Annotated in this window: 15 protein-coding genes and 1 pseudogene; 3 read left to right on the forward strand and 13 right to left on the reverse strand. The window is 55.5% G+C overall.

The window, feature by feature from the left end:
• Positions 1 to 147: 147 nt before the first annotated feature.
• Genes C814_RS11140 through C814_RS11150 form a run of 3 tightly spaced genes read left to right on the forward strand, consistent with a single transcriptional unit; the run spans position 148 to position 4,041 of the window.
• Positions 148 to 2,049 (forward strand): tyrosine-type recombinase/integrase, encoded by a 1,902-nt coding sequence (locus tag C814_RS11140; protein ID WP_016314727.1) that lies wholly within the window; start codon positions 148 to 150, stop codon positions 2,047 to 2,049.
• A complete protein-coding gene (locus C814_RS11145) occupies positions 2,046 to 3,014 on the forward strand; it encodes a tyrosine-type recombinase/integrase (protein ID WP_004058800.1) in 969 nt (322 codons plus the stop codon). The genes C814_RS11140 and C814_RS11145 overlap by 4 nt, the downstream gene beginning before the upstream one ends.
• Entirely contained in the window at positions 3,004 to 4,041 is a 1,038-nt protein-coding gene (locus tag C814_RS11150; protein ID WP_016314726.1) for a tyrosine-type recombinase/integrase, read from the forward strand. The genes C814_RS11145 and C814_RS11150 overlap by 11 nt, the downstream gene beginning before the upstream one ends.
• A 52-nt stretch (positions 4,042 to 4,093) precedes the next feature.
• Here the strand turns inward: C814_RS11150 and C814_RS11155 are convergent.
• The 13 genes and pseudogenes from C814_RS11155 to C814_RS11220 all read right to left on the reverse strand — a co-directional run.
• Positions 4,094 to 5,551: pseudogene (locus C814_RS11155) on the reverse strand (antirestriction protein ArdA); the annotation flags it as partial.
• 68 nt (positions 5,552 to 5,619) lie between these two features.
• Positions 5,620 to 7,698 carry a DNA topoisomerase 3 gene (locus C814_RS11160; protein WP_016317940.1) on the reverse strand — a complete coding sequence of 693 codons (2,079 nt, stop codon included), beginning with the start codon at positions 7,696 to 7,698 and terminating at the stop codon, positions 5,620 to 5,622.
• Positions 7,699 to 8,029: 331 nt separating this feature from the next.
• A complete protein-coding gene (locus tag C814_RS11170; protein ID WP_016317942.1) occupies positions 8,030 to 8,731 on the reverse strand; it encodes a DUF4366 domain-containing protein in 702 nt (233 codons plus the stop codon).
• A complete protein-coding gene (locus tag C814_RS11175) occupies positions 8,721 to 8,972 on the reverse strand; it encodes a DUF4315 family protein (protein ID WP_016317943.1) in 252 nt (83 codons plus the stop codon). Before C814_RS11175 ends, C814_RS11170 begins: the two co-directional genes overlap by 11 nt.
• Positions 8,973 to 8,995: 23 nt before the next feature.
• Entirely contained in the window at positions 8,996 to 10,966 is a 1,971-nt protein-coding gene (locus C814_RS11180) for a C40 family peptidase (RefSeq protein ID WP_031219575.1), read from the reverse strand.
• Between the two features lie 41 nt (positions 10,967 to 11,007).
• Complete coding sequence (locus tag C814_RS11185) at positions 11,008 to 13,407, reverse strand: VirB4-like conjugal transfer ATPase, CD1110 family (RefSeq protein ID WP_022788337.1); 2,400 nt, start codon at positions 13,405 to 13,407, stop codon at positions 11,008 to 11,010.
• Entirely contained in the window at positions 13,322 to 13,759 is a 438-nt protein-coding gene (locus C814_RS24090; protein WP_016317946.1) for a PrgI family protein, read from the reverse strand. Before C814_RS24090 ends, C814_RS11185 begins: the two co-directional genes overlap by 86 nt.
• Positions 13,760 to 13,781: 22 nt before the next feature.
• Positions 13,782 to 14,315, reverse strand: coding sequence for an MT-A70 family methyltransferase (locus tag C814_RS11195; protein ID WP_242829001.1), 534 nt, complete (start codon positions 14,313 to 14,315; stop codon positions 13,782 to 13,784).
• A 17-nt stretch (positions 14,316 to 14,332) separates the two neighbouring features.
• Entirely contained in the window at positions 14,333 to 15,196 is an 864-nt protein-coding gene (locus C814_RS11200; protein WP_016317948.1) for a VirB6/TrbL-like conjugal transfer protein, CD1112 family, read from the reverse strand.
• Positions 15,197 to 15,267: 71 nt separating this feature from the next.
• Positions 15,268 to 15,483, reverse strand: a complete 216-nt coding sequence (locus C814_RS11205) for a Maff2 family mobile element protein (protein WP_016317949.1) — start codon at positions 15,481 to 15,483, stop codon at positions 15,268 to 15,270.
• Positions 15,484 to 15,530: 47 nt separating this feature from the next.
• Positions 15,531 to 17,336, reverse strand: a complete 1,806-nt coding sequence (locus C814_RS11210) for a VirD4-like conjugal transfer protein, CD1115 family (RefSeq protein WP_016317950.1) — start codon at positions 17,334 to 17,336, stop codon at positions 15,531 to 15,533.
• On the reverse strand, positions 17,333 to 17,821 hold the full coding sequence (locus C814_RS11215) for a PcfB family protein (protein WP_016317951.1): 489 nt from the start codon (positions 17,819 to 17,821) through the stop codon (positions 17,333 to 17,335). Before C814_RS11215 ends, C814_RS11210 begins: the two co-directional genes overlap by 4 nt.
• Positions 17,822 to 17,869: 48 nt before the next feature.
• A complete protein-coding gene (locus C814_RS11220; protein ID WP_016317952.1) occupies positions 17,870 to 18,109 on the reverse strand; it encodes a DUF5348 domain-containing protein in 240 nt (79 codons plus the stop codon).
• Positions 18,110 to 18,124: the final 15 nt, after the last annotated feature.

Genomic DNA, 18,124 nt, shown 5'->3' on the forward strand with positions numbered 1-18,124 from the left:
AGGCCTTATATCCATGTTTTTATAATGTTGATCTTTTAAACTATTTCCCATAAATCCTCACTTTCTTGTACAAAAGATGAGCATTATCAGATACGCTATTCTTAGGTTTTCCCCTCAGATGGGAATCCGGAAAGGAGCGCATTTGATATGCAAATAAACTATTTAGATGCTGTTTCATCCGTTCTCAATATGATGAAGCAGCCTGACAGTGCATGTAAAAATATAGACATGCATAGAACCTGTTACACTACATTTTTCAAGTACCTGATGGATAATGACATTCCTTTTTCTATGGATGCCGCACTGGACTGGCTTGAGATTAAGAAACTGGAAATTTCCTACGAGGCGTGTTCCCAATATAGAAACGCCCTGTTCCGCCTTGAGCATTACCTGCTCTTTGGAGATATCGAAAGTCCTTTCTGCCGCTCAGAAGACAGTTTTTTCTGCCGTAGCGGGATGTCGGAATCCTTTTTCCGCCTGACATATGAGTTGGAGAAATACTATGCGTCCAACCAGAATCCCAGCTATTACCATACGTATTCCGTTGCCACAAAAGAGTTTTTCAAGCTTGCGACTTCCCTTGGAATTACAGAGCCGGAAGCAGTCACCATAGATACTCTTATCGAATACTGGAATACTTACTGCAAATCCTGTGGCTCTCCCGACAGATGCCAGAACGCCGTATGCGCCATGACGGCGCTTATGAAATACCTTCACCTCCGGGGTGATGTGCCGGAGTGTTATCAGCTGGTTCTTTTTGGCGGTAACGCTGAAATACTGCCGGGTATGAGGCTTCCAAAAACAGGCGTCGCATTTCATCCCAGTGTACCCCTTGAACATAAAGCGGAAGAATATCTTGACGCTCTGAATGATTGGAAATACATGGAGTCATCAAAAGCTGTTTACCGCAATGATTTCACCTGGTATTTTATGTTTTTGGAACTTAACCGTCTGGAACATTCACCAGAAACTGTAACCCTATGGATAGATATGCTTCCGGATTGTCCGGATCAGGCCAAAGCCGGCAATTCCATATCGGCCCGCCGTTCACACACGATCAGAATGTTTGGGAAGTATCTCCAGGGCACAATGGAATCTAACATAACTGCAGGCCAAAAGCGTGCGTCCGACCAACTCCCGTCATGGAGCAAAACCATTCTTGATGGTTTTATAGAGAGCCGCAAGCGGGATGGGATGGCCAATAATACACTTACCATGTGCAGATCTGCCGGATGCCGTTTTTTCAAATATCTTGAAGACAACGGGATAGATCATCCAATGTCCATAACGCCGGATGTGGTGAAAGCATTCCATAACCAGGATGTCCACTCGACCCCGGAGAGTAAAAATGCATATGGGTCTAAACTCCGCCAGCTTCTGCGGTACATGGCCGGCCAGGATCTGGTTTTGCCAACACTTGTTTTTGCGGTATCCGCAGGCTGCGCTCCCCATCGCAGCATCGTTGATGTCCTGAGCGATGATATGGTTAAGAAAATATATGAATACCGTGAGAAAGCCTCCACCCCCATAGAACTCAGGGACACAGCCATGGTTATGCTCGGACTCCGGATGGGTATCAGGGGCGCAGACATCCTAAAGCTCCAGGTAAATGATTTCGACTGGAAAAATAAAACGGTCTCCTTCATCCAGCAGAAAACAAGAAAAGCAATCACGCTTCCAGTACCGACAGACGTAGGTAATTCAGTGTATAAATACATCATGGATGGGCGTCCGGAATCGGCTGCCGCAGGTAACGGATATATATTTATCCGCCATCAGGCGCCATATATCCCGCTTAAAGTTACAACGGCATGCCGCGGGGCTTTAAAAAGAATACTTGCCGAATATGGTTTTGAACTGTCTGCCGGCCAGGGCTTCCATATGACACGGAAGACATTTGCCACAAGAATGCTCCGGGCAGGCAACAGGCTTGATGATATTTCTAATGCCCTTGGGCATGCACGTCAGGAAACTGCTGAGGTATACCTCGAACGTGACGAAGATAAAATGAGGCTCTGCCCTCTGGAATTTGGAGGTGTCTTATCATGACATACATTTTTGAGAGCGGCCTGGCACATCATATCGAAGGGCTTATACAACAAAAACGGGCTGATGGATATGCCTATCATGCCGAAGAAAAGCTGTTAAAACGCTTTGATACTTTTTGCGTACAGAATTATCCGGAACTGACAACAGTTACTTATGAAATGGCAGCCAAATGGTCCGAAGCCAGACCTTGCGAAGGAGATGCCTATCACAACCGCCGTATGTCGGTCGTGAAAGTGCTGGGTGAATATATCCTTTCCCTCGGCCAGGAAGCATACATCCCTAATTTTTTCTGCAAGGCTTACCGCCCGGCCCTTTACATCCCGTCAAAAGATGAGGTTAAGGAGCTGCTGCGGAAAATGGATATCCGCACATCCCATAATTCAGAGCAGCTAAGGCTCGACAGGGAGTGCAAGATTCTTTTTCTCCTGTATTTTTGCTGTGGGCTGCGTCTGTCAGAAGGGCGGCTGCTAAAGTGGGAACATATAGACCTGGAAAAAGGGATCCTTACTATCCTTGGCTCAAAAGGCAGCAAAGACCGTCTTGTATACCTTCCGCAGGACAGCCTTCCAGTACTTAAAAGCTATAAAGAATGCCAGGAAAAGCTTTTCCCCGGAATTGACTGGGCTTTTCCAGGAAAAGACCCGCATAAGCCTGTTTCGTGTTCCGGAGTAGAGTCAAGTTTTAACCGTCATTGGGCTATGCTTCCAGCTGCCGGGACACTTGCTAAACACCCGACGCCCCACTGTTTACGCCACGCTTTTGTAGTGGAGAGGTTTAATGAGTGGATGCACCAGGGAATTGATACAAACACTATGCTCCCATATTTAAGCAGATACCTTGGACATAAAAGCCCTGATGAAACGTATTATTACTATCATCTTGTAGAAAAGGCATTTGATACTATCCGGGAGAAAGATACAGTGTCGGGAAAGGTTATTCCGGAGGTGGTTCCCTATGAAGAATAAACCAGAAAAGATACGGTCTGGCCAGCTGTTCTTTTCCCAGACATGGAACTTTCTAAATGTCTATTTGGTAAAGCAGGCCGGACGCAGTCAGGCTACAGCAGAATCCTATAGGGATTCCCTTACAATATTTAAAAACTATCTTGTAGGTGAATTAGGTAAGTCCATAAGCACCTTTCAGTTTTCCGACTGTACCAAAGAATGTATTTATAACTTTAGAGAGTATCTGCTTGCAAATGGCAGCCAGCCATCAACTGTAAATGTAAGAGTCGCGGCTATCCGCGCCTATCTGAACTATGCCTCGGATATGGACATATCCATCCAGTCGGTTGCTCTGGCAGTCAGCCAGATATCACCCTGCAAAACCATAAAAAAGGAAAAGCCTGTTCTGTCCGAGGATGCACTTGCCGCAATACTGTCCGCACCGCCGGATACGAAGTTTGGTGTACGGGACCGTGCTATTTTGATTCTCCTCTACGATACAGCTGTAAGAGTCAGTGAGCTGCTCAACATCCGCTTATGTGATGTTGCAATGGAATCAAAATATCCCAATATTTTCATAACAGGCAAAGGCAACAAAGAGAGAACCATACAATTGACAGCTAAAGCGGCTGGACACCTTAAGGAGTATATGCGTGTATATCACAGCAATTCTTCTAAAGAAGCCTACTTATTTTCCACAACGATAAAAGGTGTGGCAGACAGGATGTCCGTTGGAAATGTCCAGAGGATTATAAAAAAATATGCAGCCCTGGTAAGCGAGGCAGGGATCAGCATTCCAGATTCAGTCCATTGCCACATGTTCCGGCGGACCAGGGCCACAAATCTTTACCAGGATGGGATCGCCATTGAACTTGTCTCTACAGTGTTAGGACATGCCAGGACTGATACAACCAAAAACTACTATGCAAAGCAGTCTGTTGAACAGCTTCGGGGAGCAATGGAATCTGTTCCAACACCCATACCTGATGAAGCGGCAATGTGGGAGGGCAGTGAAGATGAAATGGCAAGGATTTGTGGATTGCGCTAACGAATAATGCTCATCTTTTAGTAGTAAAGTGCCTTATTTCTCAGCATTCTTTAAAATGATTAACATTTTGGAATGCTGAGTATAAGGCCTGCACCTCACGGGTGCGGCGGTCGGGGCGGTCGGCCAATTCCTCCGGCGTGGCGTCCTTGTCAATGGCGTGGAGGGTGGCGTGGGCGATCTCATGGATAGCGGTTTTCAAGGTCTGCAATTCGCTCATGCCCTCGTCGATGGCGATGCGCTTTTCCTCCAAGTGGTAGTAGCCGTGCGCCCCGCTCTCGATGTCCTCAAAGGCGATGGGGACGGGGGAAGTCCGCTCCAGGGCGGCGAAGAAGTCCTGATACCGCTCCACGCTGCCGGTCAGCTCGTCCACGGCGATGTCGGGTATCTCCCGGCCCTCGGTCTGGGACACGTCGAACACCGACACCACCTTAAAGGCGGGGACGGTCACTTCCTGTTCCTCGGTCAGCGGCTTCCCGTCCGGGCCGGGGATGGGCCTGCCGTTGGCGTCCAGCTTTTCCACCTGCCGCCGCACCTTGTAGGGGGCCGGGGCCAAAATCTTGATGGCCCGCTCCCCCCGCTTCACATGGCGCTCGAACTCGTCCTTCCACTTGTTGTAGCCCGCCACCAGGGAGGCATCCGGCTTCTGCATGGCGATCAGGAGGGTGTTGTTGAAGCTGTAATTGTGGAACTTGGACATGGCGGTGAGGTAGTTTTTATACTGTTCGCTCTCAAAAAGGGCCTGAATACCGGCTTCCAGCCTGTCGGTGATCTCTTTCATGCGCTCGGCGTTGTTTCTGCCGGTCAGCACAATGGGAATGACAGGCTGGGAGGCCGGGGCGGTCTGCTCCGGCTGGGGCTGGGGGCGGCTGGCCTCGTCCCGTTCCACCTGCGGAGGCGGGAAAGACAGAACACGGTATTCCTCCGGGATGATCTGGCCCTCATAGACTTGCCGCCACTGGTCGCCGCTCTTGACGATATAGCCGTACTCGGTAAAGGCCCCCTGTTCCAACTCGGCGATGTGCTTGCCCAGCGCAGCCGTGTCGATGGCGGACTTCCACTCGTCCGGCATATCCACCATCCCGGAACGGTTCAGGTAGTAGTCCCCCAGCGCCGCCACGGTATGGATGTCGGGGAGATTGACGAAATAATCCAGATTGTCGGGATAGTCGATGATGCGGCTGATCGTCCGCAATTCGGTGTCTTTCTGCTGCAAGGCGGCGTTCAGTGCGCCGATCTCGTAGGCGTCCAGCTTTTCCAGCCGGGCGGCAAGGAAATTCAGCTCGTTCACGCCGGAGGCCAGCGCCAGGTCATAGGGGATAGCCAGGTGTCGGCCCTCTGGGGTGGAAAAGCCGCTGATGAAATAGTCCCACGGATTATCCTGCGTGACGCCGATCTGCCCCATCGCCGCCCGCACCTGCTCCGCCGTGGCGGGCAAGTCCAGCCAGACGCCGGTTTTGCCGTCCGGCTGGGTGGTGTGATTGCTCAACTGTATGGAAAATACTTCGCTCACTCGGTCGCTCCTTTCTGATTACAGTGCAAGGCCCCATCCAATCGGACGGGGCCTTGCATCTGAAAATGTTATTGCTTTTTCCACTCCATGCGGAAATTGACGTACTTGCCGCCGGTGTCGGCCAGAAGCACCGTGCCGTCGTAGGTCTTGCCGGTCTTGGGGGAGAACAGGCCCTTGATCTTCACCTTTCCATGTTTGAGCAGGGCGGCGGCGATTTTCGGGGTGAACGCCTTTTTCCGTTCCTCAAAGAAGCGGTCATTCTTCCACATGACAAACTGACAGGCCCGGTTGCCGCAGTAGTAATTTTTCTTGCCCTCGTAGACGGTTTCGCCGCACCGGGGACACGTCCCAATGGCGACACGCTCGGTCTGAAACAATTTCTGCTTGTCCTCGCTGATACAAGAATAGGCCGTCACCAGGTCGCGGGCCTGCGCCTCGATACCGGCCATGAACTCGTCCGGGTCGGCCTCCCCCTTGGCAATCTCGGACAGGCGGGTTTCCCATTCGGCGGTAAGGGCCGGGGAGGTCAGGGCCTCCGGCAGAACCGCCGCCAGATTGATGCCGTCCTTGGTGGGAAGAAGCTGCTTGCCCTTGCGCTGGACAAAGCCCATCTGCACCAGCTTTTCCAGAATGGAAGCGCGGGTGGCGGGCGTACCCAGCCCCTTGCGCTCGGCGTCGTCAGGCATATCCTCGGCCCCGGCCCGCTCCATAGCCGACAGCAGGGTATCTTCCGTGTAGGGCTTGGGGGGCGACGTGAAATGCTCGGTGACGGAAGCGGCCACATCCTCAAAAACCTGCCCCTCGGCCAGCTCCGGCAATTCCGCCACGGCCTCGCCGTCCTCGTCGGCGTCGGTTTTCAGGGAGGCCCGGAAACGGCGGTCGATGTCTTTCCAGCCAGCGGCCAGGACGGTCTTGCCCTTGGCGGTGAACTCCTGCCCGGCGCAGGTGAAAACGGCGGTGACGGCCTCATACTCATGGGCCGGGGCCACGGCGCACAGCAGCTTGCAGCACACCAAGGACAGCAGCTTCCTTTCGCTGTCCGCCAGCCCGGAAAAGCCCTGTTTCACGAACTCCGCCGTGGGGATAATGGCGTGGTGGTCGCTCACCTTGGCGCTGTTCAGGACGCGGCGGATCTCCGGGGAGAACGCCGCACCCTCCATAAACACCAGCATGGGGACAATACCGGCCACGATGCCCGTAGCCGTCTGCTCCATGTCGTCGGAGAGAAAGCGGCTATCCGTCCGGGGGTACGTCAGCAGACGCTTTTCATAGAGCGTTTGGGCATAGTCAAGGGTCTGTTTCGCCGTGAAGCCGAAAAGCCGGTTGGCCTCCCGCTGCAAGGTGGTGAGGTCGTACAGCTTGGGCGGCTGTTCGGCTTTCTTCTCCCGCACCACGGAAGCGCAAACGGCCTGCGCTCCTGCACAGGCCGTCTTGACGCTCTCCGCCTCGGCGGGGTCGGGGAAGCGGTCGCTTGCCGCCTCCATGCCGCCCCCGGCGATATGGACGATGTGATACTTCTCTTTCTGGAAGCCGGTGATCTTGGCGTCCCTGTCCACCAGCATTTTCAAGGTGGGTGTCTGGACGCGGCCCACGGTCAGGGTCTTGTGGTACAGCACAGAGAAAAGCCGGGTGGCGTTAATGCCGATCAGCCAGTCCGCCTTGGCCCGGCACAGCGCCGACTGATGCAGGGGGTCATAGTCCCTGCCCGGTTTCAGGTTGGCGAAGCCCTCCCGGATGGCACTGTCCTCCATGCTGGAAATCCACAGCCGTTTCATGGGCTTAGTACAGCCCGCCAGGTGGTAGACCGTGCGGAAGATCAATTCGCCCTCCCGCCCGGCGTCGCAGGCGTTGATAACCTCGCTCACTTCCTCGGAGCGAAGCAGCGTCCGCAGGGTGTCAAACCGCTCCCGCTTGTCCGGGGGGACGGTCAGCCGCCAGCTTTCCGGGATGATGGGCAAATCCTCATAGCGCCACTTCTTGAAACGCTCGTCGTACAGAGCGGCGTCCGCAAAGGACACCAGATGCCCGATGCACCAGGACACCAGGTAGCCGTTACCCTGCAAGTAGCCCTCCTGCCGGTCGGTCGCCCCGATCACGGCGGCGATGCTCCGGGCCACGCTGGGTTTTTCTGCGATTACTAATTTCATAAGAGCCTCCTAAAGTAAACACTTGACAATATGAATTGCTTTTGATATATTAAGTATAAATAAGATTTGAAAAGGATGTGGGACAATATGTTTTCGTTACAATGGAATATTGAGAATATTATTGCCCCGTTGTTTGTCACAATGGCTGGTGCAATTTTATGTGAGGTTTTTAGATGTTTCGTAGAACATATAAAAAAACCTCATTTTTTTGTTGACTTTTTGAATTTTCGTAGTAAGATAACGGCCTGCGTTGATAACCGGCATTTCAAAGGCAATTACCGAAATGAGGTAATTGCCTTTTATTTTGCATATCGCGCATAGCAGTTATCTTTTAACATTCCTCGTCCTCCATTTCTTCATCCTCCGGCTCGTCCTCGTCGTCAAAGTTGTATTCGGACAGGTCGGAACTACCAGACACATCCGCTTTGGGCTTGCGGAACTTGAAGTAGTACAGCGCCCCGCCGCCAGCCAGGGCCACGATCAGCAGCACAAGCAGACCGCCCATGCCACCCTTGTTCTCCTTGGCCGGGGGGTCGGGTTCTTCCGGCTCCTGCGGTTCCGGCGCTTTCCCGGCGCAGGCGGTCATGCTGTTGGCGCAGACAGGGCAGGCGGTATTGACGGCCCCGGCCTCGCACTTCACAGAACAGGTACAGACGGCGGGCGGTGCTTCCTCCACCTCCATCAGCGCCAGCAAATCGGCCTCGTCCACCTGATTGAGAAAATGCACCGTGTTCTCGCCGTCCCCGGCCCGGTCGATGATGATGTAAAAATAATTGCCGGTCTTGGAAACGACGGTGATAAACTGCTTATCCTCGGATGCCTCGCCGTCGATGTCGTCCACCAGGGATATATTGCCCTCCGGGGTCAGGGGCTTGGGGGCAGGCGTGGACGCCACTTCCCCGGTCGGCTCGGTGGGTATGACCTCCCCTTCCTCGTCGCCGCCCCCGGCAAAGGCCGTCGTAGTGAACATGGTAGCGGACAGGCCCACAGCCAGAATGACAGAGAGAAAACGGGTAATGATCTTATTCCTCATGGCCGATGTCCTCCTTTTCGTGATAGGGCGTCAGGGTGGGGGCGGTCTGCAAGGCCCCGCCCCGCAGGAACGCCGCAAATTCCTCCCTCGTCATGTTCATGCCCCGGACAAGCTGGATGATCTGCAAATTCTCCTGCTCGGTTTTCTGTCCCTCCAGTTCCCGAAGCTGCTTGTTGTACTCCGCGATCTTGGACTTCACTTTCTGGATGTCCTTTTCGATGCGGTCAAGTTTGTTCGCCATAGTCAAAACTCCTTTCCGATTTTTTAATCCCAATTCATCAATCCGTAACCTCGGATAACTCTGCTGTTCAGGGGATAACTCTTGATTTTACAGGCGTTTCCGCTGTTGCCCTCCACGGTATAGACGTTCGTGCCGTCTGTGCCGATCACGATACCCACATGGTCGGCGTTGCCGCTGTTGTCCCAATCGAAGAAAATTGCGTCGCCGGGGGCGATGTCTCTGTACCCCCGGTTGGCCCACTGGCCCCGTGACTGGAACCATGCCATGCCCCCGGACGTGCAGCCAGCAAATTTTGGCTCGGTCAGGCCCATTTGGTTATAGCACCAAGACACGAAGCAGGCGCACCACTCCACACGGCTGTCAAAGCCGTACCAGCTCCAATAGGGCTGGCCGTTCACATTCCCCACCTGTAATTTTGCGATGTCCACCACAGCGGTATTTCCGGGCCGTGCGCCGTCCACAAAATGAACGCCGCTGATGTCCTCGGACGCGCTGATGTCGTAGGAACCGCCGCCAAACACAAGGGGATTGTTGCCGCTCGTTTCCAGATAGATATTGAACATTTCCAACTGCTCCGGGGTCAGCAGCTCTGGGGCGATGGACGCGATAGAGCGGGCGGTCAGCTTCACATTCAGGATGTAATAGTTATAGGGGACTTGGACGGTGTAGCTGTTACCCTCGCTGTCCGTCCGAGTTTCCGTGCGGTAGCGGACTTCAACCGTCGTCGTGGTGGTAAGGGTGTACTGCTTGCTGAATACCCGCTGTAACTCTGCCTGAACCTCCGCCAGCGTGTAACGTGGGAGGATGGAGGTCAGGAAAGCGGCCAATTCATGGGGGTTGTGGATGATCGCGTCCAGATCGTAGCGGTATTCGTCATAGCCGGAGTAGGTGCTGGGGATGTTGTCGATCTGCCGCTGTAAGTCGTTCTCCATGCCCACATAGGCGTTTTCCACGGCGATCAGGTCGGCGTCGTCGGAGAGGTAGGAGGTAGCCGTGAAGCCGGAACCAAACCCGCCCACGATGGAGGAACAGGACTGTAAGCCGCCCATCAGGAACGCCGTCATAATCAGCAGGGCCAGGGCCACAAGACAGCCTTTCCAGTGCCGGACGGCAAACGAGGCCAGCCGTTCGCTCTCCTTGACCGCTTCCTTTGCGGCCTTGCCGGAAGTCTTGGCCGCTTTCGCCGCTCCCTGCGCGGCCCCGGCCCCCGTCTGGCCCGCCGCCCTCGTAGCCTTGACATACTGCTGCTTGATCTGCCGCTTCTGCCAGAACCGGGAAATGGGGTTGCTGGCCGCTTGTGCAAGCTGGGGGTCATCATGGAGGGCCTTTTGATAGAAATACTCAATGTTGGCCTTTTCCGCCAGCCGTTCGGCCTTGGACAACTCCCGATAGGGTTTCAGCCGGTGGCGGCGGACAGCGCCCCGGACGGCCCGGCCTGCCTGCCGCTCGGCCAATTCCTCCCCCTTGTGTCCGCCCTCCACGCCCACATTCTCATGCTCCACCTCATGGATTTTGCCGTGAGTGAACAGTAAAACTTCCTGAACGGGGCGGCTGGCCGGGTTGGGCTTCATAGCGGTCGGCGGCTTGTCACTCGTTTCCCGGCGTACACGGGTTTTCGCCCTGCCGCTGGCCTCGTCAAAGACTTTTTCCTTGATTTTGACGGTTTCTTTTGGAATAGCGGCCCGTGCCGCGTCCAGACGGTCGGCCCGCTGGTCAGACTTGTGGATATACTTCTTCATCTCCGGCGTGGAGCGTTCTTCCACGGAGAATTGCAGGCGGGCGGACGGGCGGGGGCCAGCATCAACCGTCTGGCCTGCCTGCCGTGCCGCCTTTTTACTGCTGTGCCGCTCCCGCGCTTGGTCAGTCCGTTCCATCACCTTTTCGGCCCTGCCGGTGGCCCCGGCGGGGGTGAAGTCCTGTTCCGCCTCCCGGTCGGAGATATTGATTTCCTCGCCGGTGGTCTGATTTTCCAGCACCACGCCGTCACGGGTCATGCGCTGTGTCACCTTGTCACGGGGTTTCAGGTGCTTCCTGCTCATGCGCCGCCCTCCACGACCTCGGAAAGCCGGGTCGTCATAATCTTATACAGCTCGGTATTGCTGGGGATGGGGTTGGTAAAGGGCAGAATGACGTTCTCAAAAATCAGAAGCCCGGCCCCCGGCTCGGAGTTGTCGATGTACTTCTGGTGGTCGGGGGACAGGTTCAGCCGTTCGGCCAAAATCTTGCGGTCGCCGCTGGCCTGATTGAGCAGAGTAATGAAGTCGCTGTTTTCCAGGATATTTTCGATCTCCGGAGAGGAAAGCAGGTCTTTCACGTTCTGCGTGGCCCCGGTGGGAATACCGCCCCATTTGCGAAAACGCTTCCAAATCTCGGCGCTGTATGCCGCCGTCTGTTCCTCTTTCAGAAGCAAATGGAACTCGTCGGCAAAGTACCAGGTGGCCTTGCCCATACTGCGGTTGGCGGTGACGCGGCCCCAAATCTGATCTTGGACAATGAGCATCCCCAATTTCTTCAACTGCTTGCCCAAATCCTTGATGTCGAAGCACACAAGCCGGTTCTCAATGTCCACATTCGTCCTGTGATTAAACACATTCAGGCTGCCGGACACATAGAGGTCAAGGGCCTGCGCCACACGGTCGGCCTCCGGGATGTGCTGGGCGGTCAGGGCGGCGTGGAGGTCGGAGAGGACGGGCATTTTCTCCGGGGAGGGGTCTGCCAGGTAGGGCCGGTAGATCACCTGCACGGCCCGGTCGATCACCGTCTTTTCGATAGGCTCCAAACCGTTCTTGCCGCCCATCACCAGCTCACAGAACGACAGCACGAAGTCGCTTTTCAGCGCCAGCGGGTTTTCGTCCTCGCTGTAATTCAGGTTGATGTCCAGCGGATTTACATAGTCCCTGCTGGTGGGGGACAGCTTGATCACCTGCCCGTGAAGCCGCTGGACAAGGGGAAAATACTCCGCCTCCGGGTCGCAGACAAAAATATCGTCCGGCGTGGTGAGGAACACGCTGACGATCTCGGACTTGCAGGACATGGACTTGCCGCTGCCGGGCGTACCCAGCTTTAGACCGTTGGGGCAACGTGCAAGTTTTCTGTCCAGCATAATCATGTTGTGGGTCTTGGCATTGACGCCGTAGTACATGGCCCCGCCACCCTGAAAAAGCTCCTGCGTGACGAACGGAACGAAGATGGCGGCGCTGGACGTGGTAAGGCCCCGCTGGATGTTGATATGGTTCTGCCCCAGGGGGAGGGAGGCCATAAGGCCCTGCTCCTGCTGATCGTCCAGCCGCACCAGGGCGCAGTTATACTTCTGCGCCACGCCAGCGGCCCGGAATACCTCATTGCTCAACTTCCGCTGGGTGTCGGCCATATTCAGAACAAGGAACGTCACCATGAAAAGACGTTCGTTTCGGGTCTGCAATTTGGACAAAAGCTGCTTGGCGTCTGTGCCGTAGGTGGCAAGGTCGGAGGGCAGGATGTCCATGTCGTAGCCGGAGCGCACCGCCTTTTTCTGCTCCTGTATCTTCATGGCGTCCAGGTCGGTGATCTTCCGCTTTACCCGTTTGATGGCCTCGGTCTGCTCAATGGCCTGCACATGGAGGTTGACGACGATGCCGTTTTCCGTGTTGAGGAAATCCGCCAGCATTTCATCGGACAACTCCGGGGCCAGGATTTGCAGGAAGCTCACAGCGCCGTACTTGCCGCTGATGCCGAATACCCGGCTGTTCCCGAAGCGGAGAGAGGACGGAGCGATGAAGTCCTTGGTGGACAGCCCCGCCGTGGGAAGCCATTTCCAGTCGAAGCGGAACAATTCGCCGTCCGGGTGGAAAACGCCGTGCAGCACTTCCAGCCGTTCGGCCCCGTCCAGCACACGGGCGGCGGCTCCCATCATTTTGAAGTAGCCCAGCAGGTCGGTTTCGATGCGTTCCAGCCTCGCCCGCGCCGCTTTCAGGTTGTCCGCCTCGATGGTGAACGTCAGGTACTTGGTCTTGACGATGCCGTTGTTGCCCCGTGTCAACTGCCGCTGTAAGATGCCGGTGTACTCGGCCCGGATGTCGTCGAAGTCGTCCCCCTGCGGGGCTATCTCGAAACTACGGGCGTACTGCGCCGGGTCTGTTCTGCGGTTGACAAAGGAGAACTGGACGTGGATGGAGGCGTCCACATAGTTATAGAGGTCGCAGAGGTATTCAAAAGTGGCCGTGCGGTCGTCCGGCTGGGCAAGCTGGTAATTGGTATCGGAGAACTCAACGCACTTGGAGTAGGAACGCAGGTTCAGCCTGCAAACGCCGTCCTGATACATGACCTCGTAGGGGATGCTCTCTTGGGCGGTATGGGGCTTGCCGTCGCCCTTATACCTGCGGATGATGGCCTGAATTTCCCGCTTTTCGGCGCGGGACAGCTTTACCGGCCTGCCGCCGTTTTGCTTTCTGGACAACCGCTTTCACCTCCGTTTCCATTTGACGCTGCCGCTCCAACACGGCGTAAAGGTTATTGGTCTGATAGGGCCGCACCTTTGGCATGGTGAAGCGGTTTCGGACGATCTGCCCGATCACCACCTCCAACGGCTGGCCGTGCTTCTCGTACAGCCCAAACAGCAGGCCGGGGAGCATGGCGAAGATCATCACCAGGGCGGCGGCGCTGGTGGGGACGCTGCCCCGGAGCATAAAAAAGAGCGGCAAGCCCATCAGGAGCGCCGCGCCGAAGCATACGATCTGCCGTTTCGTCAGGCCGAACAGCATTTTGCTTTTTACATGGGTCAAGTCCTTGGGGACGGACACATAGGCCATAGGTCAATTCCTCCTTTCCGTTTTACAGCGTAATGTCGCTGTCCACTTCGTTGCCCCAGACATCCCAGCCGGGGGGCGTCTGTCTGGCAAACAGCTCTATCCGGGGCAGGTCGCCCGCCAGTTCCACAATCTTGTCACGGGCGACATCCGGCTTTTTGCTGTGCCGTTCTATGGGGCTGATGATAAATTGGTGGACAGCATTGGAATATCTTTTAGGCTTGCCCCGTTTGGCAAGCAGACAGATTTCCGCGTTTCCACGTGTCCAGTAGCCCAGGCCGTAGAACCAGGTCGGGCTTTTTCGGTTCTGTTTCAGCCAGACAAAGGCCACGGTCTTATAATAAAAGCCCCACGCTTTGATAAGCCGCAGGGCTTCCGGGAGTTGGGGAAACGTCGTCCACAGGAACAGCAGACTATCCTTTGCCGCCAATTCACCAACAGGCAGGGCGCACAGCTCGTCAATGCTCATGGTGGGATAGTGATTTTCCGCTGCTCCCTGAATGTTTTTGCACTTGTACCGCCAGGGCGGATCAGCGTAAATAATGCTGTATTTTCCGATAAGCTGTCCTCCCTCCGTCAGTGGGCGGCGAATACAGCCTTGGCGATGCTCCCGGTCTTGAACAGGCAGAAGCACAGCAGCACCGTATAGCCCATACAGCCCCATATCGCCCCGGAAACGTCGGCGGAGAGGGCGATGCTCTGCACCAGGACGGCGTAGATGCCCGTCACCACCATTATCAGGAACGCTTGGAAGCCCAGGGCGAACAGGGATTTCAAGTAGCCCTGCCCCATGCCCCGCCACTCGCTGTTGCCGATAGTGGCGAGGGGGATAGGCCCCAGCGAGGTCACAAGATATATTTCAATCATCCTGCCGTAGACCACAAGCATGATGCAGATGGAAAGAATGTTCATCGTCAGCCCCACGAAAAGGGACTGGAACCACAGCCCCAGCAGACCGCCGATACCCATATCCGCAAGCCGGGTGTCCAGGTCGGTGACAATGGAAGTAATGTCGATGCTGGTATTGCCGATGATAACTCCGGCGCTCTGATTGACGACGCTTTGGGTGATGTCAAACACGCCCATGACGATGTTCCAGGTGTTGGACACAAGGATGATTGCGGCGGCGGATTTGAACACCCAGCGAAACAGCATCCAACTGTCCATGTCGTGCATACTGTTCCGTTCCGCGATAAGCTGTATCAGCTCGTAGCACATGATAAGGGCGAGGATGGCCCCGGCGATGGGGACGATCACCGTTTCCGACAGGTTGCGGAGCATATTGAAAATGCCGCTGTTCCAGCCCTGCGGCGTGGCCCCCACGTCGGCGGCGATCTCCCCCACTTTGGTATTCACCGTGTCGAAAAGGCCGGTGAGGTTGCTGGTGATGCCGTCGATCAGCACACCCTTGAACCATTCTTCCAGCCAGTCAAGTATCATGGGTCAAGCACCTCCTTTCCCGCGGCCCCCCGCCGGGGGCGGGAGGCCGCGAGGGGATTTGGCGGGGAGCATCAGCCCAGCAAGCCGGACAGCAGGGGAACCAGGGTAATGCCGATCAGGGCCACGCCTCCCCCGGCGACAAGCTGCTTGACGCCCTGGCTCTTGGAACCAGGGTTGTCCTGCCCGTAGCCCTCCAGGAGATTGATGCCGCCCCACACGCACAGGCCGCCGCCCAGGGCGACAACGAGGGTCTGCAAAACGTCGATTGCGCTGTTGAAAAATTCCATAGATTTACCTCAATAAATTCAAAAATTTTGTTGTTGGATTTGCCGCCTCATTCTTCGGCGGCGTTGGCTTCGCCGGTTTCTTCGTCCGACAGGTCTATTTCGTAGAAGTCAAAGACTTCCTCCTGCGTCACCACCTGCCGCTGCCTGCGGCGCATGGCGGCAAGATACCCGTCCACGTCAAAAGCGTTTTTCTTGTCGGCGTCGGAGAGGTATTTGTACTGCGGATGCCGGGTGATGTCGTATTTCTCACTGAAAAAGGGACGCACACCCCGCACCTGCAAAATACACTTTCCGCCGTCCATCACGGCGATTTCGTCCTGTGACATCAACTCCTTTCCCAATTTTTGATAATTCAGTCCGTGGGAGGTCTGGCTGCCCCGGTTCTCCGACGTGTTGTAGCTGTCAATGGTTTCTTTGCCCAGCGCATCGGAAATTTCCTTGGCGTTCTTCCCCCGCCCACTCAAAAATAAAGTACAGTCGCAGTTGTCGCTGATGATGTCGGCGGCGTCCTTGTAGATGGATTTTAACTGCGATTGACTTTGCAAAATAATAGAAGCCGAGATTTCCCGGCTTCGGATGGTGGCGATCAGCTTGTCAAAGTTGGGTATCTGCCCGATGTTAGCGAACTCGTCCAGTATCAGCCGCACATGGACAGGAAGCCTCCCGCCGTACACATCATCGGCCCGGTCGCACAGCAGATTGATAAGCTGGCTTTGCAGCATCGCCAGTATGAAATTGAATGTCGTGTCTGTGTCGCTCATAATCAGGAACAGCGCCGTTTTGCGGTCGCCCAGGGTGTCCAGCTCCATTTCGTCGGTTTCCATCAGCTCACGGACTTCCCGGATGTCAAAGGGCGCTAACCTCGCCCCGCAGGAAATCAAGATCGAGGAACGAGTTTTGCCAGCGGAAAGCAGAAATTTTTGATATTGCCGGACGGCGAAATGCTCCGGCTCCTTTTCCGCAAGCCGGGCGAACATTTCATCCACAGGGCTTTGAAATTCGGCGTCGTCCTCCCTTGCTTCGCTGGCATTTATCATTTCAAGCAACGTCGTGAAATTCTTTTCGTTCTCCGGGGCCTCGTACCAGATGTAGCCGATCAGGGCGGTGTAAAATAGCCGTTCGGACTTCACCCAAAAATCCTCTGCGGATTTTTCGCCGTCGCCCTTGGTGTTGGCGATGATGGTATTTACCAGCTTCAAAATGTCCTTTTCGCTGTGCAGATAGGCGAACGGGTTATACCGCATGGACTTGGAAAAATTGATGGTATTCAGCACTTTTATCCTATATCCGCCCCGCCTTAAAAGCTGTCCTACCTCGATCAAGAGGCTGCCTTTTGGGTCAGTGACGCAATAGCTGCTGTGCATTTGCATAAGCGACGGCTTGACAAAAAACCTCGTCTTGCCGCTGCCAGAACCGCCGATCACCAGCACGTTCTTGTTCCGGGCGGTCTTGGGGGCTTTGGGCCTGCCGTTCATCGTCAGCCGTTCCGTCTGCGTGAGCAGGATGTTGTTTTCAAATACGGGGTCGATATACGGGGCGATGTCTTTTGGCCCGCCCCATCTGGCCGAACCATATTCTATCCCGTGGCGGTATTTCTTGGCATTTTTGCCTTTCAGGTACACCGCCAGCCGCACCAGCACAGCGCCCCCGATGCCGATGCACAGATCAAAGGGGTGGAAGCTGGGCAGGCCGTTGGCGAACGCCGCCGCCAGGCTGTCCATGAAGTGGAGCAACTTTTGGGAAGCATCCGCCCCCGCCGCCAGCCGCCACGCCTCGCCCATCTTGCCGAACAGCCACACGAACAGCAAATAGGGCAGGTTGGTGATTATCAGCTTTTTCAGGTCAGGCTTCACCGCTCCATCCCCCTTTCCCTGATCTTCTCCTTGGCTGCCAGACGGGCTCCGTCCCGCTGGACATTCCGGCCAGCCGCTTCCCGCAGGACGGACAGCGCCTTGCGGATGGAGGGCTTGGCCTCTCTCGACAGCTTTTTGGCGGTGAACTCCTTGAAAGCCTGTTCCAGATTGTCCGCGTCCCGGCTCTTGAAGATCACGATGTAGTGGGGCGGCTGGGTGGTCTTGTCCTTTCGCAAGGTGAAGTCCACGCCGTATTTCTTGGCGCAGGGCTTGAAAGCGGCGATATTGGTGTCCGTGATCTCAATGTTGGACAGCGCCGCCCCGTGCTGCTTCAACTGCTTTAGGCTCTGCTGGCCCTGGTGGAGCTTGGGGCCGTGCTTCTGGGCATCCAAAAACTTTTTCAGGGCCATTTGCAGCACTTGGGCCGTCAGCTTCCCGGTTTTCATGGATAATGCGATGGTCTTTTGAGTGACTTCCTCCTGCAAGCGTCATACCTCCTTTGCCAGAAGTCAGGGGTAAAAACTAAGGCAGCACTACCAGCCGCCGCAGGTAAATCCGCACCAGATACGCACCCGCAGGCCGTTCAGGTCGTCGGCCCGGATGCCCACCAGATACCAGTCGGCAGCGTACTCAATGCGGGTGGGCTTCCACCTGCCGCCCACCATCACGTCGAAGCGCTGTCCACAGTGCAGACCGCCGTAGTAGTCGGCCAGGTCAAAGCGGATGTCGTAGCGGTCTGTCCGCTCGTCGAAGATCAATGCGCCCTGTTTCATAATCGGGCCTCCTTT

The organism is Anaerotruncus sp. G3(2012), assembly GCF_000403395.2.
Taxonomy (GTDB): domain Bacteria; phylum Bacillota; class Clostridia; order Oscillospirales; family Ruminococcaceae; genus Anaerotruncus.

Coding starts and splice junctions, on each gene's coding strand:
- C814_RS11140 (WP_016314727.1), top strand. CDS start 148: ATGCAAATAAACTATTTAGATGCTGTTTCATCCGTTCTCAATATGATG.
- C814_RS11145 (WP_004058800.1), top strand. CDS start 2,046: ATGACATACATTTTTGAGAGCGGCCTGGCACATCATATCGAAGGGCTT.
- C814_RS11150 (WP_016314726.1), top strand. CDS start 3,004: ATGAAGAATAAACCAGAAAAGATACGGTCTGGCCAGCTGTTCTTTTCC.
- C814_RS11160 (WP_016317940.1), bottom strand. CDS start 7,698: ATGAAATTAGTAATCGCAGAAAAACCCAGCGTGGCCCGGAGCATCGCC.
- C814_RS11170 (WP_016317942.1), bottom strand. CDS start 8,731: ATGAGGAATAAGATCATTACCCGTTTTCTCTCTGTCATTCTGGCTGTG.
- C814_RS11175 (WP_016317943.1), bottom strand. CDS start 8,972: ATGGCGAACAAACTTGACCGCATCGAAAAGGACATCCAGAAAGTGAAG.
- C814_RS11180 (WP_031219575.1), bottom strand. CDS start 10,966: ATGACCCGTGACGGCGTGGTGCTGGAAAATCAGACCACCGGCGAGGAA.
- C814_RS24090 (WP_016317946.1), bottom strand. CDS start 13,759: ATGGCCTATGTGTCCGTCCCCAAGGACTTGACCCATGTAAAAAGCAAA.
- C814_RS11200 (WP_016317948.1), bottom strand. CDS start 15,196: ATGATACTTGACTGGCTGGAAGAATGGTTCAAGGGTGTGCTGATCGAC.
- C814_RS11205 (WP_016317949.1), bottom strand. CDS start 15,483: ATGGAATTTTTCAACAGCGCAATCGACGTTTTGCAGACCCTCGTTGTC.
- C814_RS11220 (WP_016317952.1), bottom strand. CDS start 18,109: ATGAAACAGGGCGCATTGATCTTCGACGAGCGGACAGACCGCTACGAC.